This window comes from Thiothrix winogradskyi, from assembly GCF_021650935.1.
Lineage (GTDB): Bacteria > Pseudomonadota > Gammaproteobacteria > Thiotrichales > Thiotrichaceae > Thiothrix > Thiothrix winogradskyi.
Genome location: NZ_CP091244.1, coordinates 2,379,162 through 2,399,880, shown reverse-complemented (window position 1 = coordinate 2,399,880; position 20,719 = coordinate 2,379,162). Strand labels below are relative to the sequence as shown.

At 48.3% G+C, this 20,719-nt stretch carries 21 protein-coding genes and 1 pseudogene; 8 read left to right on the top strand and 14 right to left on the bottom strand.

The annotated features are described in order from the left end of the window. The first annotated feature begins 16 nt into the window (after positions 1 to 16). Together L2Y54_RS12305 and L2Y54_RS12300 are read left to right on the top strand one after the other, a co-directional pair. On the top strand, positions 17 to 319 hold the full coding sequence (locus L2Y54_RS12305; RefSeq protein ID WP_236496405.1) for a hypothetical protein: 303 nt from the start codon (positions 17 to 19) through the stop codon (positions 317 to 319). Positions 320 to 321: 2 nt separating this feature from the next. Then, complete coding sequence (locus tag L2Y54_RS12300; protein ID WP_236496404.1) at positions 322 to 1,104, top strand: hypothetical protein; 783 nt, start codon at positions 322 to 324, stop codon at positions 1,102 to 1,104. 9 nt (positions 1,105 to 1,113) lie between these two features. Here the strand turns inward: L2Y54_RS12300 and L2Y54_RS12295 are convergent, their stop codons facing one another. From L2Y54_RS12295 to L2Y54_RS12285, 3 genes are all read right to left on the bottom strand, one after another. Continuing rightward, the gene (locus L2Y54_RS12295; RefSeq protein ID WP_236496403.1) at positions 1,114 to 2,274 is read right to left on the bottom strand and encodes an IS3 family transposase; all 1,161 of its coding nucleotides are present in this window, start codon (positions 2,272 to 2,274) and stop codon (positions 1,114 to 1,116) included. 16 nt (positions 2,275 to 2,290) lie between these two features. Beyond that, on the bottom strand, positions 2,291 to 2,674 hold the full coding sequence (locus L2Y54_RS12290; RefSeq protein WP_236496369.1) for a hypothetical protein: 384 nt from the start codon (positions 2,672 to 2,674) through the stop codon (positions 2,291 to 2,293). 394 nt (positions 2,675 to 3,068) lie between these two features. Next, the gene (locus L2Y54_RS12285) at positions 3,069 to 4,109 is read right to left on the bottom strand and encodes an IS5 family transposase (protein WP_236496401.1); all 1,041 of its coding nucleotides are present in this window, start codon (positions 4,107 to 4,109) and stop codon (positions 3,069 to 3,071) included. Positions 4,110 to 4,217: 108 nt separating this feature from the next. On the opposite strand from L2Y54_RS12285, the gene L2Y54_RS12280 reads away from it, so the two are divergent. Both L2Y54_RS12280 and L2Y54_RS12275 read left to right on the top strand, forming a co-directional pair. Then, a complete protein-coding gene (locus L2Y54_RS12280) occupies positions 4,218 to 4,925 on the top strand; it encodes a hypothetical protein (RefSeq protein ID WP_236496400.1) in 708 nt (235 codons plus the stop codon). A 43-nt stretch (positions 4,926 to 4,968) separates the two neighbouring features. After that, positions 4,969 to 6,327, top strand: a complete 1,359-nt coding sequence (locus L2Y54_RS12275) for a transposase (protein ID WP_236496398.1) — start codon at positions 4,969 to 4,971, stop codon at positions 6,325 to 6,327. 603 nt (positions 6,328 to 6,930) lie between these two features. Here the strand turns inward: L2Y54_RS12275 and L2Y54_RS12270 are convergent. The 5 genes from L2Y54_RS12270 to L2Y54_RS12250 form a co-directional block, all read right to left on the bottom strand. Continuing rightward, positions 6,931 to 7,212: a PIN domain-containing protein gene (locus L2Y54_RS12270; RefSeq protein ID WP_236496397.1), complete on the bottom strand. Its 282-nt coding sequence runs from the start codon at positions 7,210 to 7,212 to the stop codon at positions 6,931 to 6,933. 192 nt (positions 7,213 to 7,404) lie between these two features. Further along, positions 7,405 to 9,045, bottom strand: a complete 1,641-nt coding sequence (gene groL / locus L2Y54_RS12265) for a chaperonin GroEL (protein ID WP_236496395.1) — start codon at positions 9,043 to 9,045, stop codon at positions 7,405 to 7,407. Positions 9,046 to 9,063: 18 nt separating this feature from the next. Continuing rightward, the gene (gene groES / locus L2Y54_RS12260) at positions 9,064 to 9,354 is read right to left on the bottom strand and encodes a co-chaperone GroES (protein WP_093069816.1); all 291 of its coding nucleotides are present in this window, start codon (positions 9,352 to 9,354) and stop codon (positions 9,064 to 9,066) included. 98 nt (positions 9,355 to 9,452) lie between these two features. Continuing rightward, positions 9,453 to 9,923: an FxsA family protein gene (locus tag L2Y54_RS12255; protein WP_236496394.1), complete on the bottom strand. Its 471-nt coding sequence runs from the start codon at positions 9,921 to 9,923 to the stop codon at positions 9,453 to 9,455. A gap of 87 nt (positions 9,924 to 10,010) precedes the next feature. Next, positions 10,011 to 11,120 carry an EAL domain-containing protein gene (locus L2Y54_RS12250; RefSeq protein ID WP_236496393.1) on the bottom strand — a complete coding sequence of 370 codons (1,110 nt, stop codon included), beginning with the start codon at positions 11,118 to 11,120 and terminating at the stop codon, positions 10,011 to 10,013. Positions 11,121 to 11,198: 78 nt separating this feature from the next. Between L2Y54_RS12250 and L2Y54_RS12245 the strand changes: the two are divergent. Further along, positions 11,199 to 12,238 (top strand): annotated as a pseudogene (locus tag L2Y54_RS12245) (IS5 family transposase). A 140-nt stretch (positions 12,239 to 12,378) separates the two neighbouring features. Here L2Y54_RS12245 and L2Y54_RS12240 read toward each other — a convergent pair. After that, positions 12,379 to 13,263, bottom strand: coding sequence for a diguanylate cyclase (locus tag L2Y54_RS12240; protein WP_236496392.1), 885 nt, complete (start codon positions 13,261 to 13,263; stop codon positions 12,379 to 12,381). 281 nt (positions 13,264 to 13,544) lie between these two features. On the opposite strand from L2Y54_RS12240, the gene L2Y54_RS12235 reads away from it, so the two are divergent. From L2Y54_RS12235 to L2Y54_RS12225, 3 genes are all read left to right on the top strand, one after another. Next, positions 13,545 to 13,874: an H-NS histone family protein gene (locus L2Y54_RS12235; RefSeq protein ID WP_236496391.1), complete on the top strand. Its 330-nt coding sequence runs from the start codon at positions 13,545 to 13,547 to the stop codon at positions 13,872 to 13,874. A 342-nt stretch (positions 13,875 to 14,216) separates the two neighbouring features. Continuing rightward, positions 14,217 to 16,505 carry a protein-disulfide reductase DsbD gene (locus L2Y54_RS12230; protein ID WP_236496390.1) on the top strand — a complete coding sequence of 763 codons (2,289 nt, stop codon included), beginning with the start codon at positions 14,217 to 14,219 and terminating at the stop codon, positions 16,503 to 16,505. Positions 16,506 to 16,594: 89 nt separating this feature from the next. Next, complete coding sequence (locus L2Y54_RS12225; protein WP_236496389.1) at positions 16,595 to 16,783, top strand: PA3496 family putative envelope integrity protein; 189 nt, start codon at positions 16,595 to 16,597, stop codon at positions 16,781 to 16,783. A gap of 56 nt (positions 16,784 to 16,839) precedes the next feature. Here L2Y54_RS12225 and L2Y54_RS12220 read toward each other — a convergent pair whose 3' ends face one another. From L2Y54_RS12220 to L2Y54_RS12200, 5 genes are all read right to left on the bottom strand, one after another. After that, positions 16,840 to 17,508 carry a tellurite resistance TerB family protein gene (locus tag L2Y54_RS12220; protein WP_236496388.1) on the bottom strand — a complete coding sequence of 223 codons (669 nt, stop codon included), beginning with the start codon at positions 17,506 to 17,508 and terminating at the stop codon, positions 16,840 to 16,842. Between the two features lies 1 nt (position 17,509). Beyond that, entirely contained in the window at positions 17,510 to 18,235 is a 726-nt protein-coding gene (gene hda / locus L2Y54_RS12215; protein WP_236496387.1) for a DnaA regulatory inactivator Hda, read from the bottom strand. Further along, the gene (locus tag L2Y54_RS12210) at positions 18,232 to 19,350 is read right to left on the bottom strand and encodes an AI-2E family transporter (RefSeq protein ID WP_236496386.1); all 1,119 of its coding nucleotides are present in this window, start codon (positions 19,348 to 19,350) and stop codon (positions 18,232 to 18,234) included. The genes hda and L2Y54_RS12210 overlap by 4 nt, the downstream gene beginning before the upstream one ends. Next, a complete protein-coding gene (locus tag L2Y54_RS12205) occupies positions 19,347 to 19,895 on the bottom strand; it encodes a CDP-alcohol phosphatidyltransferase family protein (protein ID WP_236496385.1) in 549 nt (182 codons plus the stop codon). The genes L2Y54_RS12210 and L2Y54_RS12205 overlap by 4 nt, the downstream gene beginning before the upstream one ends. A 99-nt stretch (positions 19,896 to 19,994) precedes the next feature. Further along, entirely contained in the window at positions 19,995 to 20,639 is a 645-nt protein-coding gene (locus L2Y54_RS12200; protein WP_236496384.1) for a YiaD family glycine zipper/OmpA-like lipoprotein, read from the bottom strand. Positions 20,640 to 20,719: the final 80 nt, after the last annotated feature.

Sequence of the window (20,719 nt, the reverse complement as noted above, 5' to 3'; positions counted from 1 at the left end):
AGGTGTAGAGTTTGGGATGCGTACTATTCGTCAGGGACTCCATTACTTAGCTCTTTTTAAAGATGTAAATAATGACTCACTCCAACCCATCAATAATTTTTTACTTCATAAAGTTCTGCCGAAATTTACTTTTGATGGGAACAAAACAGTAGGACAGCAAACAAAGTTAGATTTAATTGAGAAGGTATTTGCAGAGCGTATTAAACAACTATTACCAATTTATAAGGAAATGCCTGAGATTTTCTCTGCGGTCGCCGCATTAGAACGTGTAGTTAGTGATGCAAAGGCAAATGATGGCGTTGTGAATTTTTGGTCATAACCATGAAACCAAAGTTTGAAATCAAATACATTGAAGTGCAGTGGTACGATAAAGAAACTGTTACCAAAGTAACGGAGTCTTTGAACAGTTTATCCCTTGAATATAATGATAAAATTAAAATTTTCGAATGCGAAACCACTATTTATCCCAATACGGAAGGGTTACGTGGACAACTTGGAATACGCTTTTTAGATAGCAAGCAGGTAAATCCATACATTGAGCTACCTAGTGGTGAGGCGCAGCATCTTAGTCCAATTCAAGATATTGATACTGGTAAAACCTGGTGGATTGTAAAAGATTCATGGGAAAAACAGAATAAATTTTGGCGACATACCGACATAAACACTGCTGGTACACTAAAGCTTATTTTGCAAGAGCAAACGTGTCATGTACTTATTGGTTCAGTGGATTTCACCCGCGACCAATTAGAAACGTACCTGTCTAGTTTTAAGGATGATTTGTGGGAACTTATATTAGATGACTCAAGTGCTATTCAAACGGATAAGCCCAGCGGTGGCATTGGTATTAATGAGACGGTAATTGAGTGTATTAACCACCTTATTTCACATGCTGAAAAGGTTCTAGACACTCCTAAAGTGGAGCTTCGAGAAATACAAAATTTAAAGCCCCGCAAAGCGGTTAAACCAGTTAATCGCACATTTATGGAGCTTGCCAGTAAAACCAACCAAAGATTTTTAACCAGCCGAGCTACGACACCTTCATATAATGTTTCTGAAAATCGTTATGTACGGAACGTGTCAAGCAAATTGAGACCGGTCTGTTAAAAAATAAAACTACAAACAGGCTTTTTTGGCAGCCGATAATGTAGGGAAATTCACTGCTATGTTTTCATCCGCTTCGTCAGGATGTGCCGGATTAATCCACACTTCCTTGGGCGGCAACTTAACGACGGGCGCACCGTTGATGAACCGTTTTGGGTTGGTTTCATAGGCGGTTTGCAATGCCGTTTGGCGGCAAATAGCCACGTCGCCCACCCGATTCGTGAACACTTGTTCGGGGGTGAAGAAAGCCAAGCCACTGTGTTGGTGGTCGAAGTTGTACCATTCCACGTAGTCGGCAAACCATTCCCGCGCATGGCTGACACTGGCGAAGCGTCCGGGGTAATCGGGTTGTTGCTTGCAGGTCTTGAACTGGCTTTCGCTGAACGGGTTGTCGTTGCTGACTCGTGGGCGGCTGTGGCTACAGGTGATCTCCAGTTCTGCCATCAGGTCGAGGTAGCCGTGAGCCGTCATGGGTGCGCCCCGGTCTTGGTGCAGGGTGAGTTCCCCCAAGCCAATGCGGTAACGGGTGCTGGCTTCTTGCATCAGTTGTTTGGCTAGGTGGCTGTTCTCCTTGCGGGAGACCATCCAGGCGACGATGAAACGGCTGTACAAGTCCAGCACCACGTACAGTGACAGGTAAACACCGCGTTGTTCAGTCGCTAACTTCGTGATGTCCCACGTCCACACTTCGTTGGGGCGCGTGGCTCGCAGGCGCGGCATGGCGTGCGTCTGAGGTTGACGTTGGGGACGGCGTTCCCCGATTTGCCGAGCTTTGCGCAGCAGGCGGTACATGGTGCTGACGGAGCAGTAATAGATGCCTTCGCTCAGCAAGGTGGCATACACTTCGGCGGGTGGTTGGTCAGCAAAGCGTTCACTGTTGAGTACCGTCAGTACCTGTTCCTGTTCGGCGGCACTTAGAGCATTGTCCGGGATCGGGCGGACGGCAGCAACGGTTTCAACGATAGCAATGGCTTCAACCGCTGCGGTGGTTTCCGCCATCGGTGCCGGTTCATCAGACACCGGCACAGCGTCAGATACTGCGTCGTTTGCCACCACGTCAATGACCGTCTGGTTGCTACTGTAGCGGTAATAGCTGGCACGTGATAGCGCCAAGGCGGCACAACCTGCACGCACGGAGACATCCGGGGGACGGCTTTCCAGTAGGATACTCATGAGCGGCTCACGTTGTTCAGGTGATCCAATAGCGTGAAGGCTTTTTTTGGAGTTCCAATAAGCCTTCCGCCACCTGTAGACGTTGTTCCAGCTTGGCGTTTTCGCGTTGGAGGGCATCTATCGCTTTATCTTTGCTGTCTTTTGACGGTTTACGTCCCACCGTGGCGTTCTCCAAGCCCGTTTCGCCTGCGGTTGCCAATTGATTGCGCCATGTTTGCAGTTGAGTGCTGTAAATCTTCTCTCTGCGTAGCAGTTCACCCAATTCACCGTGAGCGCAGGCATCAGCTTCGGCAAGGATGCGTTTCTTGTCTGCTGCACTGAAATAGCGGTAGGTGCGCTTTTCATGGCGTGGGTTTGGCATCACGTGGTTGTCCGGTAATTCACTGGTTGGTTTCGGCATCGTCTTGCTTCCTGTGTCTTGACCCGATTATACATTCATTTCGCTATCGGGGTGGTCTCAGGGTAGCTTGACACATAGGGAACCCCCATTACCAAGGGATACATAATGGCTATAAAATTTTGAGGGAAATTACAAACCTTGCTGATGAAGAGCTATTAGTCAGCCTTGAAGAGATTGACTCTATTGGTCTTGTCAATATGCCACTCTTGTACGAACGATGGTGTCTACTTCAAATTATTAAAGGGAACCTCTAAAAACCCGGCGTATTGCAACGGTTAGCGTTGGTCTATCGACATTTTGTTAAAAAAACACCAACCCATCTCAATTTTTAGCACACCAAGCCACAATCAGGTGGTTTTTCCGCATTTTTGCTGTTTTTTCGGGAATTTCTCCATCAAATGGGCACAACTCCGCCCTCTTTGAGTGAACAAAGCCGCCGCAAGTTATACACGGTTGCCTTAATGCTGAGGCCGAATACTGCCCGTGCCAACCCGATGCTGCGGATGGCTTTGCCTCCCATCGCACAGATTGACCCAAACACATGCTCAACCCGTGCGCGGGGTCTGGCGATGCGGGTGTTGCGGCGCTTCTGGCAGTCGGATTGCGGCTTGCCTTTCTTGGCTTTGTGCTGGATGTGTAACCGCCAGCTACCTTGGTTGAGGCGTTGTTCACGGGATTGGTCTTCGTAACCTTTGTCCGCCCATACGTCACGGCTGGTGTTGGCTCGGTCAAGCACCGCTTCAAAATGGTTGGTGTCATGTTCTTTGGCGGTGCTGATGTGGTGTTTGCGGATGAGTTTGTATTTCCGATCGGCACTGATACTGAGTTTGTAGCCGTGGTAACTTTTACCGTGTTTTTTCGTCCAGCTTGCTTCCGTATCCTTTTGGCGACGTTGGGCAGGTGTCCAGTCAGCAGGTGTTGCCGCTTGTTCCAACAGCGCTTTTTCTTCTTTGTGGAAATGTTGTTTAGGGGCTTCCACCAGCGTGGCATCAACGATTTGACCACCACGGGCAATAAAACCGTGTTGTTGTAATTGCCGTTGGACGGCATCAAACAGGGCATCCGCACCACCTGCCGCACTGATCCGTTCACGGAATACCCACAAGGTATTGGCATCCGGGATCGTGCTGGAATGACGCAGGCCACAAAACCGTTGGAACGACAGCCGGTCAAGCAATTGGTATTCCAATGCCTCGTCCGACAGGTTGTACAGGTGTTGCAACACCAAGACCCGTACCATCAGTTCCGTTGGGTAGGGTGGACGGCCTCCTCGCTTGTCACTTGGGCGTGGGGCGATGTGGTCGATTTCTGCTGCCAAGGCGACAAAGTTGACGTGCTGGTTCAGCGTGGACAGCAGGTCGCCCTTGCGGTCGAGTTTCTGTTCACGCTCTTCGGCGGCAAACAGACTGGTTTTGATGGCACTTTTCTTGGGCATGGCTAGTAACGGGGCGGTGGCTCAGATGAGCATTTTCTCACATTTGTGTGGGTATCAGTGGGTTTTTAGAGGTTCCCTAAAGTACTGAAAGAGTCATTTCGGTTTTTATTGCAAGATAGTTGGAAATACCAATTAATCAATGCGATTAAAACCAATGAACGTGACATTGAATTCAATTTTTCTAACGCTGATTCAAAGCGTTTTATTACCTTAACTTATGAGAAAACTTTGGATAGTGGCAAAAGACCGGATTTTGTTATTGATCTTGAGTGGTATGCAGAAAGTGATACCCAAAATCACCAGCCTCATAAAAAACGCTTTGTTTTGGATGCAAAGTTTTACAATAAAGCTACCTTTGAAAGGTTTGGTGGCTTGATAGGGATTGCTGATCAGCTTTATAACAAAAAGAACTATAGAGAATCGACTGATAACCCAGTATTTATTGTTCACCCTTGTAAAACAGCCCTTCCTGAACGGGTTACATCTCAAGATTGGGGGAAATATAGCTTTCTAGGCGAGTTACCGATAGGAGGAGGTGACCCCATAAAGCATCAATATGGAGGAATATTTCTAAGCCCGATTGATAGGCAGTTATATACAGATGAACTACAAAGATTACTCGGTTTATTTTTACAATATAAACTTGAAAACTCTAGCACAATAGATAATGAACGCTCTGATGATCGCACAGTATCAAAACCATTTTGTATCCGTTGTGGATCCTCAAATCTTCGCAAAATTGAAAAGTCTTCAGGTTATTACGACAAGCAACGCAAATGGGTTACCCGACAGCAATTCCCGCCGATCTTAAAATGACTGTATAATCATGGTCTTGTAAAACGAGTCACTGTGCAACGAAATGCCTGCAAAACCACCTCCCCTGCCTCTTGTTGGTAGCCTGAAGCTACGCAAGACCCTCTCAGTCCCCGGATTGCTGGAACGTGTGCGCGGCTGTTTCAGTGAAGTCACTGACCACCGCAAAACCAAACCCGACTATCCCTTGGTTGACGTGCTGATGTCAGGGCTTGCCCTATTTTCGTTGAAAGACGGCTCACTGTTGCAGTTTGACAAACAGCGCGGGGACAAGGCACGACGGCACAACCTGAAAACCCTGTTTGGCATCCCCGATGCTCCCTGTGACAGCCAAATGCGCACGGTATTGGACGGGGTAAAACCGCAGCGTCTGCGCCCGGTGTTCCGCGCCATCCATCAGGAACTGCAACGGCAAGGCATACTGGAAGGCTACCGTTTTCTAGGAAAGTATTTAGTCAGTATTGATGGAACAGGTATTTTTAGCTCTGGGGCTATCTCTTGCCCGGATTGTTGCATTAAGACACACAAGGACGGACGTGAGGAGTATTACCACCAGATGCTGGCGGCAGTGCTGGTTCACCCTGACAAGAATACCGTATTACCCTTTTTCCCAGAGGCCATCACCAAGCAGGATGGCAGCAAGAAAAATGATTGCGAACACAATGCCTCTAAACGGCTCATCCCCCAGTTGCGCCAAGACTTCCCGCGCATGGAGATGATCCTGCTGCAAGATGCCCTTTCCTGCAATGCACCGCACATCCGTCTTCTGAAGTCAAACGGTTACAGCTTTATCATTACCGCCAAAGCCCGTAGTGGCAGCCTATTACTGAAGACGGTATTGGACGGGTTAGCCAATGGCAGTACCCAAGAATTGGCAGGCACGACGAGCAAAAAGTTACGGTGTGGCTACCGTTATGCCAACGACATCCCGCTCAACCATGCCAACCAAGACGTGCGGGTCAACTACATCGACTATTGGGAGGAACGCCCCGACGGTACAACCTTTATCTATGACTGCGTGACTGACATCCCCCTCACCGCCGACAACGTGGCGGATGTGGTACGCGCAGGCCGTTCCCGCTGGAAGGTGGAGAACGAAACCTTTAACACCCTTAAAAACCTCGGTTACAACCTCGAACATAATTACGGTCATGGCAAGCAACATCTTTCCACTGTGTTCGCCACCCTGATGATGTTGGCCTTCCTGATCGACCAGATTCAGGAAGCTTGCTGCCAGTACTTCCAAGCCGCCCGCACCCGCTTACAGAGCCGTACCGCATTGTGGGAGAAGATGCGTGGGATGTTCCGTGAGCATCTGATTAGCGATTGGGAGTCCTTCTATGCTGCCATCATTTGGGGTTATGAACATGCTGACCTGACACCCAAAGGCATTCGCAGCGGATGAAAATCAGGCTTGAGGGTACGCTGGGGTTTTCCAACAGGGTGTTGGGTTATGCAAAAGTCAGGCGGTATTCGGGCAGGCTTTCAGGGCTTGGAGGGTATGGTTGTGCCCGTAAAAATCAAAGCCCTCGCAGGTCTGCGAAGCTCTGATTACCGATGGATAGCGGGAATTGCTGGTTACCCGAACCCCTCGTTCGGTATGGATGCAATGCAACGACTGTGAACAGTTCATTAGTTTTAATCACTGTAGAAGTACAGACACGCGGTTAATCAAAAATGGCTCTTACTGGACTTATCAATCAACTAGAGCCATCGAGCCATTTAATATCAAGTGCCCAAGTTGTGGTGAATGGGGCGCGTGGTAATTATCAAAGATAACAAACAAGCATAAGTTCCAGTTTTATGCCTGTTTGACGGAGTTTAACTATATGTGAGAGATATATGCAGATTGGAATATTTAACCGCATGAGGTCAGCACATAACAAGTTGCTGCACACGAGCGCCTTAAACTGTCTCGGTTTTTGCAAAAAGACACAAAAACACGCGCCAATTTACTTCACCGGTGAGCAAGGCGTTAGCCGACAACCGAATGGATTCAACAGCCCCCCTAAACCCAATTCTCCAACTTCAACCCAACAACCCGCTTAAACTCATCGGCGTTGTTAGTCACTACCGTCAAGCCATTGGCTAACGCTGTCGCGGCAATTTGCAGATCATAAGCCCCAATCGGCGTACCTTTTTGCTTGAGATCGGCACGAATCCGTGCAGCCTGTTTTGCATCCTCAGAGGTAAAATCGAGGACAGTCATCGGACGCAGGAATTTTTCCAACACCGCCAAGTTGCGTTTGTGAGCCTGACTATTTTCAACGCCATAATACAATTCAAACACCGTAACGGCTGAAATGAACACTTGCGCCGGTAGGTGGATCTTTTATCCTGTTAATCCTTTAATCTTGTAAATCATGGTTTAGACAAATAACAGACAAAAGAAAACCCCGACCAGCGGGGCTTTCTTTTTATCTTGCTCCCTTCACCCCTTGCGGGGAAGGGTCGGGGATGGGGGTAATGTATTCCCGCAGGATTACATCATGCCGCCCATACCACCCATGCCGCCCATATCAGGCATTGCACCGCCGCCATCTTTCTTCGGCATCTCAGCAACCATTGCTTCGGTCGTGATAATCAAGCCAGAAACAGATGCCGCGTTCTGCAAAGCAGTACGGGTAACTTTAGTTGGGTCAAGGATACCCATCGCGATCATATCGCCGTACTCGGAAGTACGTGCGTTGTAACCGTAGTTACCTTCGCCTGCTTTTACCGCGTTCAGGATAACGGATGGCTCATCACCAGCGTTAGCGCAGATTTGGCGCAGTGGCTCTTCCATCGCACGCATAGCAATTTGGATGCCTACGTCTTGCTCGTGGTTGTCACCTTTCAGGTCTGCAATCGCTTGCAGCGCACGTACCAGTGCAACACCACCGCCAGGAACAACGCCTTCTTCAACCGCAGCACGGGTAGCGTGCAGGGCATCTTCAACGCGAGCTTTCTTCTCTTTCATCTCGATTTCAGTAGCAGCACCGACCTTGATGACCGCAACGCCGCCAGCCAGTTTGGCAACGCGTTCTTGCAGTTTTTCACGGTCATAATCAGATGAAGTGGTTTCGATTTGTGAACGCACTTGGTCAACACGCGCCTTGATGTCATCAGGAGAACCCGCGCCATCAATGATGGTGGTGTTGTCTTTGGTAACGTTGATGCGTTTCGCTTGACCCAGATCGTCCAGCGTGACTTTATCCAACGCCAAACCGACTTCTTCAGAAATCACAGTGCCGCCAGTCAGGATAGCGATGTCTTGCAACATGGCTTTACGACGGTCGCCGAAGCCCGGTGCTTTAACCGCTGCCACTTTAACGATACCACGGATGTTGTTAACAACCAGCGTCGCCAGTGCTTCGCCTTCGATGTCTTCCGCGATGATCATCAGTGGTTTGCCTGCTTTAGCAGCGCCTTCGAGGGCTGGCAGTAGTTCACGGATGTTGGAAATTTTCTTGTCGTACAGCAGTACAAACGGGCTTTCCAGTTCAGCCGACATGCTTTGTTGGTTGTTCACAAAGTATGGGGACAGGTAGCCACGATCGAACTGCATACCTTCAACCACGTCCAATTCGTTGTCCAGACCTGAGCCTTCTTCAACGGTGATGACGCCTTCTTTGCCAACTTTGTCCATTGCGGTAGCAATGATGTTGCCGATAGCGTCGTCAGAGTTAGCAGAAATGCTACCGACTTGGGCAATGGCATTGGTATCTGCGCAAGGCTTGGACATCTTGTGCAGTTCAGCAACCGCAGCGATGACTGCTTTGTCGATACCGCGCTTCAGATCCATTGGGTTCATTCCAGCGGTAACAGACTTCATGCCTTCACGCACAATCGCTTGTGCCAGAACGGTTGCAGTCGTTGTGCCGTCACCAGCAGCATCAGAAGTTTTGCTTGAAACTTCTTTAACCAACTGTGCGCCCATGTTCTCGAACTTGTCTTCCAGTTCGATTTCTTTGGCAACGGAAACGCCGTCTTTGGTCACAGTCGGTGCGCCGAAAGATTTTTCCAGCACAACGTTACGACCCTTAGGGCCCAAGGTAACTTTTACAGCGTTTGCCAGAACATTAATGCCGCGAACCATGCGAACGCGAGCGTCATCACCAAAACGTACTTCTTTAGCACTCATTTCATAATCCTCTTAAAATTAGCCTTCGATAATCGCCAGCAGATCTTCTTCGCGCATGATCAAGACTTCTTGACCATCCATTTTTACTGCTGTACCGGCGTATTTACCGAACAAAACTTTGTCACCGACTTTTACTTGCAGCGCGATACGCTCATTGTCATCGCCAACTTTGCCAGGGCCTACCGCAAGGACTTCGCCGCGATCAGGCTTTTCAGTAGCATTGTCAGGGATGATGATGCCGCTGGCAGTTTTGCGCTCTTCTTCCATACGGCGTACTACAACGCGGTCATGCAATGGACGGATATTCATGGTCAGTATTCTCCTCAAACCAATAGGATTAGGACATTAGGGTTGTTGTTAGCACTCAAGGCTAGTGAGTGCTAATAATAGGGGCGGGCAAAGTAAAGTCAAGGGCGGTCGAGTGAATTTTTTGTATCATCGGTACGGTGAATGACTTCGCCTTCAATGTCAGAGCCGGAAGTACGCGACGTTTGGGTGTATTGAAAACCCGAAGCGGACACCACACCATTCTTGAGCACCGCTTTGACTAATAGGTAACGGGTTGGCGGAAACAGCAAGATCAACCCCAATATATCAGTGAAGAAACCGGGGATGATGAAGAGCAAACCGCTGAGCAATATCATGCTACCTTCCAGCAAAGACTTCGCCGGACGCTGCCCTGCCTGCATATCGTGTTGGAATTTTGCCAGCGAAGATAGCCCTTGGTGACGCAATAAATACATCCCAAAGAAACCAGAGAGAATTAACAGCAGAATCGTCGTCAGTGCACCAATGGCACTGCCAACTTTAATGAGCAACCACAGCTCAAAGAATGGAATTACCAAAAGCAGCACAGAAAACACGGGAAAACGACGCATCACACAAAATTCCATTCAAATCGATAATGATCACTATATCGGTCTGAAGGTAGTGTTTTCAAGGCAACCCCACCAAATCAGACCAATTCAGGCAGCTTTTGTGTTGAGCGCCTGCTCACCGTGGATACGTTCACGCAATTGCAGCAACGGAATAGGTCGCCCGCAATAATAACCTTGAGCGAAATCCACGCCGATTTTACGCAAACGCTGCAAAGTTTCACCATCTTCCACGAGTTCCGCAATGGTTAACAAGTTCATGACCTGCCCCACTTCGTGTACGGCTTTGACCATTGCCGCATCCACCGGGCTGGAAACCAAGTTATGCACGAAATTGCCGTCGATTTTGAGGTAACTAAGCGGCAATTCACGCAAATAACTGAGTGACGAAAAACCGCTGCCAAAATCATCGAGCACCAAATGGCAACCCAAGCTGTGCAAGGCATTCATCACCCGTTTCGCATGGACAAAGTTACTGATTGCCACTGATTCCGAAATCTCAAAACAAATCATGCCGGGATCAATCCCAAACTGTTTGATCTGCTCCTCCACATACGGAAATAGGCGTGCATCCTGCACCGACTGACCAGACAAATTGATCATCAAGCGCGTTTCCAGACAGGGGGAGCCGTTAGCGTTATCACGGCGACAGCCCGCTAACATTTCCAACGCCTTACGAATAATCCAACGGTCGATACTCGTCATCAAATCCAGACGGTCAGCCACCGGCAAAAAGCTACCGGGATTCAACAATGCTTGTCGAAACGGTAAACGCAACAAGATTTCGTATTGGCGGAAACTTTGATGACGCTCCGAATGCAACGGCACTACTGGCTGAGCAAACAGAATGAAACGGTCTTCACGCAAGGCATCTTTTAATAACTTACTCCAGTCATGCACCCGTTGGTTAGACATTTGTTCACGCTTCTCTTCTGCATGGACAAAGACTTGGTTACGCCCCAAGGCTTTAGCGGTATAGCAAGCCTTATCTGCATCTGAAAACAACTGCTTAATCTGAAGATTGGAAGCTGGCATAAACTCAAGTAAGCCAACACTCGCACCAATAGAAAATACCTTACCTTCCCAACTAAAGCGGAAATTGCGCAATTCCGTTAAAATGGACTCCATAATGCTACGACCTTTTTCCAAGCCGCAACCCTCTAAAAATACAGCAAATTCATCCCCGCCAATACGCGCCACCGGGAACCTCTAAAAACCCACTGATACCCACACAAATGTGAGAAAATGCTCATCTGAGCCACCGCCCCGTTACTAGCCATGCCCAAGAAAAGTGCCATCAAAACCAGTCTGTTTGCCGCCGAAGAGCGTGAACAGAAACTCGACCGCAAGGGCGACCTGCTGTCCACGCTGAACCAGCACGTCAACTTTGTCGCCTTGGCAGCAGAAATCGACCACATCGCCCCACGCCCAAGTGACAAGCGAGGAGGCCGTCCACCCTACCCAACGGAACTGATGGTACGGGTCTTGGTGTTGCAACACCTGTACAACCTGTCGGACGAGGCATTGGAATACCAATTGCTTGACCGGCTGTCGTTCCAACGGTTTTGTGGCCTGCGTCATTCCAGCACGATCCCGGATGCCAATACCTTGTGGGTATTCCGTGAACGGATCAGTGCGGCAGGTGGTGCGGATGCCCTGTTTGATGCCGTCCAACGGCAATTACAACAACACGGTTTTATTGCCCGTGGTGGTCAAATCGTCGATGCCACGCTGGTGGAAGCCCCTAAACAACATTTCCACAAAGAAGAAAAAGCGCTGTTGGAACAAGCGGCAACACCCGCTGGCTGGACACCTGCCAACGTCGCCAAAAGGATACGGAAGCAAGCTGGACGAAAAAACACGGCAAAAGCTACCACGGCTACAAACTCAGTATCAGTGCCGATCGGAAATACAAACTCATCCGCAAACGCCACATCAGCACCGCCAAAGAGCATGACACCAACCATTTTGAAGCGGTGCTTGACCGAGCCAACACCAGCCGTGACGTATGGGCGGACAAAGGTTATGAAGACCAATCCCGTGAACAACGCCTCAACCAAGGTAGCTGGCGGTTACACATCCAGCACAAAGCCAAGAAAGGCAAGCCGCAATCCGACTGCCAGAAACGCCGCAACACCCGCATCGCCAGACCCCGCGCACGGGTTGAGCATGTGTTTGGGTCAATCTGTGCGATGGGTGGCAAAGCCATCCGCAGCATTGGGTTGGCACGGGCAGTATTCGGCCTCAGCATCAAAGCAACCGTGTATAACCTGCGTCGGCTCTGTTCGCTCAGAGAGGGCGGAGTTGTGCCCATTTGATGGAGAAATTCCCGAAAAAACAGCAAAAATGCGGAAAAACAACCTGATTGTGGCTTGGTGTGCTAAAAATTGAGATGGGTTGGTGTTTTTTTAACAAAATGCCGATAGGCCAACGCTAACCGTTGCAATACGCCGGGTTTTTAGAGGTTCCCCACCTTATCGGAAACCCGCACTGAGCGCCTGAAGATCTGCGCAACCTGCTTAAGCAATTCATCCCCGGCTAAATGCCCACAGGTATCATTGATAATTTTGAAATTATCCAAATCCACGCTGGCTAACACATGGCTGCGCGTCAACGCAGAGGTATCATGCGCCAGTTGTTCCACATACTGTTCAAAACTGGTGCGATTCATCAAATCCGTTAATGCATCACGCGACGCCTGACGGTACAAACGGTTAATGACTTTCCGATCAGCGGTAACATCGCGAAAAATAAATACAATCGCTTTACAATTTTCGAGTATACAGGTCGTGTTTAATTCGACGAAACGCTCTTCACCAATACGCGGGTACAGCTTCACCTGCCCAAATTGCAGCGGATAATTAGGATGAAACATATTGGTTTCAAAGGCTTTTTCACCCAATGGATTGCCTTGTAAGTCTTCTAACTTCAATACATGGCTAACATGTTCACCCAATACTTTATCACGCTGCCACAGCGTTAACTTTTCTGCACTGGTGTTCATATAAGTAATGATGCCTTGTTGGTTAGCAACAATCACCCCACCAGCCAAAGCATCCAATACCCACTCGGTATTTACCTGCTCTTGGGGAGTTTTAACCTCATCTACCGCATCATGTACTGCCAATGCCGTTACCACAGGAGCACGCCGACTAAATCGCACCAACAGATAAACGGCTGCGACTTGCGCAACAAACATGCCGAACAATAAATAAGGCACAAGATTGGTTAAAACAGACAACTTATCTGCCATTGACGTCTTGTTTAGCTGGCCGCTGGACACTACCCAGACAAAAACGACTGCCAACGCAACCAATGACAGGATTGGAACGACAAATCGCATCAAATTCCCCTAATAACAGGTCTTTCTATAATAATTATGATTAAATAATGCCCTTAATTATAGCCAATTTACTTGACAATTGCCACGCCGCCTGTCTGATAAAAAATAGCCATCCCAATCGCACTACGTTTTGACAGAACAAACCACCATCGGGCATCTCCGTACAATTTAAAACACTAACGTCTATTTTCATAAAAAACCTTGCTTGACAAACTCATTAAATAACGGGAATATATAAAAATATATTTTTTAAACATAATGCAAAAGGAAAGGTGTTATTCATGTCTAATGTTGATATTTCCAACCTCAGTGTTTTAGAACTTGAAAAACTCAAAGGCAGTATTGAGAGTGCTATTGCCAATCGCCGTGACGGTGAGCTATTAAGTTTACGCGAAGCGATTGAAGACATGGTTGAGCGTTCAGGCTTTACACTTGAAGAAGTTATAGAAGTCATGCAATCACGCCCCGCTAAAAAACGCATTGTTAAAGCAAAATACAGCAACCCCAATAACCCAGAACAAACGTGGAGCGGGCGCGGTAGAAAACCAGGTTGGGTTGAAGAATGGATCTCTGGCGGTCGTGACTTAAACGACTGCTTGATTCCTGAATAATTGCCAATAGCGCAAACCATGACGAAAGCCTGAGTGCCTTAGGCTTTCGTTTTATCCACACACATCCTGTTGCATTCAAACCACATCCTGTTGCACAAAGCACAACTTCAGGCGACCACTTTAGGCTCACATCCCTGTCGACCCACAAAAACACTCAATATGATGCAAAATGGTGCGAAGATATTTTGCCGATCTCTGACATTTACTCTACTATTACCCGAATTCAATTACACCACACTGAAAGATGACGGATTGCATAACGGATTGCATACTTGTAATGAGATTCCTGCCGGATCAGGCTAACAGCCCATCCCTCGTGTGCAGGTTAGAGAGCGACCAACAATGAGAAAACTACTCTGCTTCCTGCTATTGCTGGTAGCTTCAATGCAAGCTCATGCACTCAAGCAGGAAGACCTGCTGCCACCAGACCAAGCCTTCAAATTCAAGGCTGAAGTCATTGCACCTGATAAAATCAAAGCGACCTGGGATATTGCCCAAGGCTATTACCTTTATCGTGAACGCTTTACGTTTGAGGCGGAAACGCCAAACTTAAGCTTGTCTGCCCCAGCATTTCCCACTGGCGAAAGTAAAAACGACCCTAATTTTGGTCAGACCGAGGTTTACCATAATCAGGTAGCAATTGAGATTCCGGTCGAGCGCGGTCAAACCGCTTCACAAGCGCTGGAACTGGCACTCAAAGTCAAATATCAGGGGTGTGCCGATGCGGGTTTATGTTATGCCCCTCAGAAAAAAACCGCTAAATTACAATTAGCTGCGCTAGATAATACCACTGATAAAACCGCAGCACCGGTAGCCAAGACAGAAACACCGGCTTCCGATACAGCACTGACCAACATTATTAAACAGGCTCAGAAACCCAAAGCTGGCAGTGCCATTCCCGTCGAGCAGGCATTCGTATTTGAACTCACTGCACTCGATAAAGGCATGTTAAATGCACATTGGACTATCCAGCCAGACCATCATTTATACCGTCCTAAAATTCAATTCACTGTTAAAGAACCACAAGGTGTCACGCTTGGCTCACCTATTTTTCCGACAGGTAAAATCGTTGACGATGAATACTTTGGCAAGATAGAAGTCTACGGTGAAGATATTGATGTCAAAATCCCGATACTGCAATCGACTGGTCTGCAAAAGCTGGTGGTGGAAACCGAATACCAAGGTTGTTCCGATAGCACAGGTATTTGCTACCCCCCAGTCAAACATAGCCGTGAATTGACGCTGACTGGCTTGGCAGATGCAAAACCACTCACTGGCACTGAAAGCAATTCCGCTACTCAAGCCCCGCTTAATCAACAAGATGCATTAACGCAACGCCTTGAAGATAGCTCGTTTCTGCAAATCATGGCAATTACTTTTGGGTTAGGCTTATTACTGGCTTTTACCCCGTGTATTTTCCCGATGGTTCCTATTCTTTCTGGCATCATTGCAGGGTCTGGCAACACCTCCTCCAGTAAAGCCTTATGGCTTTCCGTCACTTATGTTGTTTCAGGTGCCGTCGCTTATGCGATTGTTGGTTTTGTCTTTGGATATTTTGGGCAAAACCTCCAAGCGGTGCTGCAACACCCCATTGCCATCGGTTTAATGAGCGCACTCTTTGTCGCTCTTGCCCTCTCCATGTTTGGCTTTTACGACTTACAATTACCTAATAGCCTGCAAAGTCGTTTAAATGACCTCAGTAATAAACAAGAAAGCGGTAGCTTTGTTGGCGCTGCCATTATGGGCTTCCTCTCGACCTTGATTGTTGGTCCCTGTGCTGGTCCAGCGATTGCCGGTATTTTAACGTTTATTACCCAAAGCCATAATGCATGGTTAGGCGCGGCTGCTTTATTCTCACTGGGAATGGGCATCGGTGTACCCTTAATTCTCATTGGCACGTCTGCCGGGCATCTGTTACCACGCGCTGGCATTTGGATGGATACCGTCAAAGCACTCTTTGGCATTATTATGCTGGGTGTGGCGATTTACATGCTCAGCCGTATTGTTTCTATCGAAATCACGATGGCACTTACCGGCATTCTGTTAGTTTCATCCGGCGTTTACATGGGCGCATTGGAAAAAGTTGACGAAGATGCCGGAGGCTGGGGGCGCTTTTGGAAAAGCACGGGTATGCTGCAATTATTCTACGGCGCATTAATCTTGCTCGGTTTAGCTGCCGGTAGCACAAACTTGCTGCAACCACTAAAAGGTGTTTTTTCCGTGGGCATAGCGTCTGGTCAAGCCGCTGAGGTCGCCATCTCGTTTCAACGCATTCAAAACGTTGCCGCGCTAGAAACTGCACTGCAACAAGCGAAAGCGCAACAACGCCCTGTGATGCTGGACTTCTATGCTGATTGGTGCAGCTATTGCCATACGATGGAAAAAACCACTTTCAGAGATCCAGAATCCATCAAAATCTTGGGTAATACGCTCTTTTTGAAAGTCGATGTCACTGACCAGAATGACCATGACTTGGCACTGCAAAAACGCTTCGATGTCGTAGCCCCTCCTGCTATTGTATTTTTCAACAATGCCGGAGAAGAGTTACGGGCATTGCGCCTTGTTGGTGATATAACACCAGAGCAATTACGCGCACAAGCAGCGACTTTCAGGCAACAAGCGGTAAAATAATCAGCATGAGTTAAGTTAATGCTGCATACAATTGTCACCCATATAAAACTGATGAAAATCAAATAAATAACGACAAAAGGAGTTATTTCATGCGTGATAACAAAGACTATTACACGGAACAAGAAGACGAACTTTTCCAGTTAGAAAAAACAGCCGTACACACAGATGGCAAGAAAATTAAACCTCACGTGGTACGGCGTAATCTCGAAGACTACTTAGAGCGCAAAGCGCTGGAGCGCCGTCTGAAAGACGTGTTTGAGGATGATGACAAATCCTGAAAGGCACACAGCCTCTGTAGAGACGCAAAATTTTGCGTCTCTACAACAGTGCCAACTTACTGCGCGGAAACTTCTTCAGGTAATCGCAAAGCACCACGCAAGTCTTCTAAATAGGCTTTTTCTGCTTCATTAGCGCCATCAATAATAGCTGCTGAGACCAAATAAATTTCCGTCGCCACCGCCAAGTCGTTATTCGCCAACGCTGCAATTTGCTTGGCATCCAAAGGCTGAGCCAACTCATGCAGAATCATATCATTGACATCCGCTTCAGTCTCAATACCGGCTAATTGCTGACGAATACTCGCCAATTCAGCAGAATCCACATGCCCATCGGCTTTAGCCGCAGCAATCATGGCTTTTAGCAGAATCTCGACGGTTGCCTTAGGGGCAGGTGCTTCCAGTAACGCGGGGTCACTTGGCGTCGCCGTGCTGGCATTGCCCGCATTGGTTTCCCACTGACGATACATCTGATAAGCCAGGCCACCTAAAGCAGCCAAGCTACCAACTTTCACCGCCGCCCCCGTGACCCGCCGCCCCGCACTGGTGCCCAGCAATAAGGCCAATACCCCAGCGGCAGCTGCCCCCGTTTTCATGCCAGACAACATCTGTTCACGCTGTTCACCTTCAGCCGGAACACCGAGTTTTTGTTCCGCCACATTCTGACCTTTTTGCGCCAGTTCTTTGCCGGATTGCAGCATTTGATCTAAGAAAATTTTCATATCCATATCAATCTCCTGGTTTTAACGGTAATGCATTGGCATTTTTTTGCATCACTTCACGGATAAATTCGCGCGTAATTTTACGCCCTCTCGTTAAGCTGGCAACATCCAACTGATCCAGCATTGCCATGAGGGTAGTCATATTTTGTGGATAATGCCGCTCAATATATTTCATGACGTGTTCTGATAATTCAAAGCCACGATGATGGGCACGCCATGCCATCGCTTGCAAACATTGCCCGCCCTGCACCGGATGCACCCGATAATCCGCGCCCCACAGCAAACGTGAGGAAAAATCGGGTAACACACAAGCCATTTCACGGGGATTAAGGCGTGCTGCCATCATCAGCGGCTGATAATTAGCGCGGCAAGTATTGATCAGGTTCATCAACGCCACTTCCCAATCACGTTGCCCAATTACCGCATCGAGTTCATCCACCGCGACCAGATGTTTGCCCTCGACACCGGCTAACACGCGGGGACCGTATTGGGCGCAACTGCCCAGCGGCACATAAGCTGCCATTAAACCGCGCTGATAATAGCGCTCACAATAAGCTTGCAGTAAATGCGATTTCCCAGCTTCGGTATCGCCCCACAAAAAAATTTGTGGGAATTCACGTTCAAAACCGTTTTTCAAAATCCCCAGCAACTCAGCATTTTCAGGCGTCACAAAAAATGAACTGAAACGATGACCTTCGCGCATTCCCACATTCAAGGTCAGTTGTTGCGTCATGCCTGTTCTTTCACCTCATTACTGCCATCGTCCAAATCAATCACGCCCAATGGCTCAGGATGATTAATGCTGTAAATCTGACTCTGTTTGTAAGAATCGTGGAGATGCCGCATGATCACCGCCAATACCGCAGCCACCGGCAATGCCAACAACACCCCAAAAAAGCCAAACAATTGCCCGCCTGCCAACACGGCGAAAATCACGGTCACGGGATGCAAACCAATCCGTTCCCCCACCAATAACGGGGTTAGGATAGTGCCTTCAATCATCTGTGCAACCCCAAATACGGCGAATACCCAAAACAGATCAAAGACATCCTGAGTTTGGAACAGGACAGCAATGCCTGCAATCGCCACACCGACAATCAAACCGAGGTAAGGAACAAAACTCACCACCCCAGCAATCAAACCAATCAGCAAAGCGAACTCCAAGCCCACCAGCGACAATCCAATGGAATAAATCACCGCCAACGCCAGCATCACCAACAACTGCCCGCGCAAAAATGCCCCCAAGACATCATCGGATTCACGCGCCAATTTAGCCACCAATGGCTCGACCGCACGCGGTAATAAATCGTCGATATACGCCACCATGTGATCCCAGTCGCGTAACAAATAAAACGTAATAATCGGAATTAACGCCAGATTTGCCACCCAACCCAATACCACAAAACCAGATTTAGAAATGGTTTGAATCGCATTACGAATAAACCCGCCCGTTTCTTTCCAATGTGTCGCAATCACGTTTTTAATATGGTCGACTTCCAAAACAGTGGTATCAACCCCAAACTTTTGGTGCAGATAAGGTCCCAAAACAGTCACCACCCAATCAAGATAAGCGGGGACTTTATTGATAAACAACTTCATCTGCGTTTCCAGCACGGGCACTAAAAACAAGAAAAATAGCAGTAGCAACAGAAAGATACTTAAAAAGACCACCACCACCGAGAAGGTACGTGACAACTTCCACGACTCCAAGCGGTCAACCAGCGGGTCGCCCAAATAAGCCAAAAATGCCGCAGCCAAAAAAGGTGTTAAAATCGGAGCAAGCACATACAGCAATGCGACGGCAATACTCCCTGTCACTAACCAAAACCAGCGTCCACTGAGTATCATACTCGACGTTTCCTCCACGCATAACGGCTCCACAGCAACACATAGGCAAACCCACTCAACACCGTTGTCACGCCCACTGCCCACTGCAAGCCCAAATTAAACCAATCCGGCAATGCATAGATTGCCACGTGCAACAGCGTGGTTGCCAACAGAAAAATCTGCAACCCGGTGTTGAGCTTGCTGATCACCAGCGGGCGCATATCCAACGCACCCATGACTAAGCGATACGCAATGGCACCTAACACAATCACCACATCGCGCCCGATCACCAACGCTATTAACCACCAAGGCAAACTGCCCTTCAAGCCAAACACGATAAACACGGAAACCACAAATAGCTTGTCTGCCACCGGATCAAGAATCGCCCCTAAGCGCGTAAACCAGCCATAGCGCCGTGCCAAAAACCCATCTAAGGCATCCGACAAACCCGCCAGCACCAATAATGTCAGGGCAAGACCATAAGAACCCTTCCATAGCAACCAACAAATCGGCGCAATAGAAAGGATACGAATCACTGTGATGATGTTTGGAATTTGTTCCCGCACGTTAAGTCCATTTTTTTATACAAAGAAGGCTCCCTATGGAGCCTTCATAATATAACGGATTATAGTCTATGTGCCGGATTTCCGACTATTGTGGTTGAATTACTGTTGAACAGGGATCAACGTAATTTCAACACGGCGGTTTTGCGCACGACCATAATCAGTGCTGTTATCCGCCAGAGGACGGCTTTCACCGTAACCCACCGCCTGCATACGTTGTGCATTCACGCCATTACTCGCCATGTAAGAACGCACACTGTTAGCCCGTTGCTGTGACAATTGCAGGTTGGCGGCATCACTACCGACATTATCGGTATGCCCGGCAATCTGCACACGGGTTTCAGGGAATTGGTTCAAGGTGGTCGCCAAATTATTCAACACGCCATAGAACTGTGGCTTGACCCCAGCCTGACCGAAGTCAAAGGTAATCGCATCCGGCATGGTGAGGACAATATTATTATCCTGACGAGTTACCTCGACACCCGTGCCTTGCATTTGCTGACGCAATGCCGCTTCTTGCTGATCCATGTAATTACCGATAGCAGCACCTGCCACACCACCGATAATAGCGCCTGCTACGGCACGTTTGTCGTCTTTGTTCGCGGTATTTTTACCGATCACCGCACCACCCAACGCACCGATTATCGCACCCTGTTGTGCACGGGTCATTTCACCAGAAGGACTGCAACCAGCCAGTAATGCAGCAGACACAGCACCAATCAACAAAGTACGCATGGAAGTTTTCATAATAAGCACCTCAATAATTTATAATATACCGTCACGGGTTAGAACACGGTTAGCCCACAGAGTTCCCGCTGACGGTTGCG

Excerpts from the sequence above, each read along its gene's own strand:
- L2Y54_RS12230 (WP_236496390.1), top strand. The coding sequence starts at position 14,217 with ATGAGAAAACTACTCTGCTTCCTGCTATTGCTGGTAGCTTCAATGCAA.
- L2Y54_RS12285 (WP_236496401.1), bottom strand. The coding sequence starts at position 4,109 with ATGCCCAAGAAAAGTGCCATCAAAACCAGTCTGTTTGCCGCCGAAGAG.
- L2Y54_RS12225 (WP_236496389.1), top strand. The coding sequence starts at position 16,595 with ATGCGTGATAACAAAGACTATTACACGGAACAAGAAGACGAACTTTTC.
- groL (WP_236496395.1), bottom strand. The coding sequence starts at position 9,045 with ATGAGTGCTAAAGAAGTACGTTTTGGTGATGACGCTCGCGTTCGCATG.
- groES (WP_093069816.1), bottom strand. The coding sequence starts at position 9,354 with ATGAATATCCGTCCATTGCATGACCGCGTTGTAGTACGCCGTATGGAA.
- L2Y54_RS12240 (WP_236496392.1), bottom strand. The coding sequence starts at position 13,263 with ATGCGATTTGTCGTTCCAATCCTGTCATTGGTTGCGTTGGCAGTCGTT.
- L2Y54_RS12290 (WP_236496369.1), bottom strand. The coding sequence starts at position 2,674 with ATGCCGAAACCAACCAGTGAATTACCGGACAACCACGTGATGCCAAAC.
- L2Y54_RS12275 (WP_236496398.1), top strand. The coding sequence starts at position 4,969 with ATGCCTGCAAAACCACCTCCCCTGCCTCTTGTTGGTAGCCTGAAGCTA.
- L2Y54_RS12210 (WP_236496386.1), bottom strand. The coding sequence starts at position 19,350 with ATGATACTCAGTGGACGCTGGTTTTGGTTAGTGACAGGGAGTATTGCC.
- hda (WP_236496387.1), bottom strand. The coding sequence starts at position 18,235 with ATGACGCAACAACTGACCTTGAATGTGGGAATGCGCGAAGGTCATCGT.
- L2Y54_RS12255 (WP_236496394.1), bottom strand. The coding sequence starts at position 9,923 with ATGCGTCGTTTTCCCGTGTTTTCTGTGCTGCTTTTGGTAATTCCATTC.
- L2Y54_RS12220 (WP_236496388.1), bottom strand. The coding sequence starts at position 17,508 with ATGGATATGAAAATTTTCTTAGATCAAATGCTGCAATCCGGCAAAGAA.
- L2Y54_RS12305 (WP_236496405.1), top strand. The coding sequence starts at position 17 with ATGCGTACTATTCGTCAGGGACTCCATTACTTAGCTCTTTTTAAAGAT.
- L2Y54_RS12300 (WP_236496404.1), top strand. The coding sequence starts at position 322 with ATGAAACCAAAGTTTGAAATCAAATACATTGAAGTGCAGTGGTACGAT.
- L2Y54_RS12235 (WP_236496391.1), top strand. The coding sequence starts at position 13,545 with ATGTCTAATGTTGATATTTCCAACCTCAGTGTTTTAGAACTTGAAAAA.
- L2Y54_RS12295 (WP_236496403.1), bottom strand. The coding sequence starts at position 2,274 with ATGAGTATCCTACTGGAAAGCCGTCCCCCGGATGTCTCCGTGCGTGCA.
- L2Y54_RS12200 (WP_236496384.1), bottom strand. The coding sequence starts at position 20,639 with ATGAAAACTTCCATGCGTACTTTGTTGATTGGTGCTGTGTCTGCTGCA.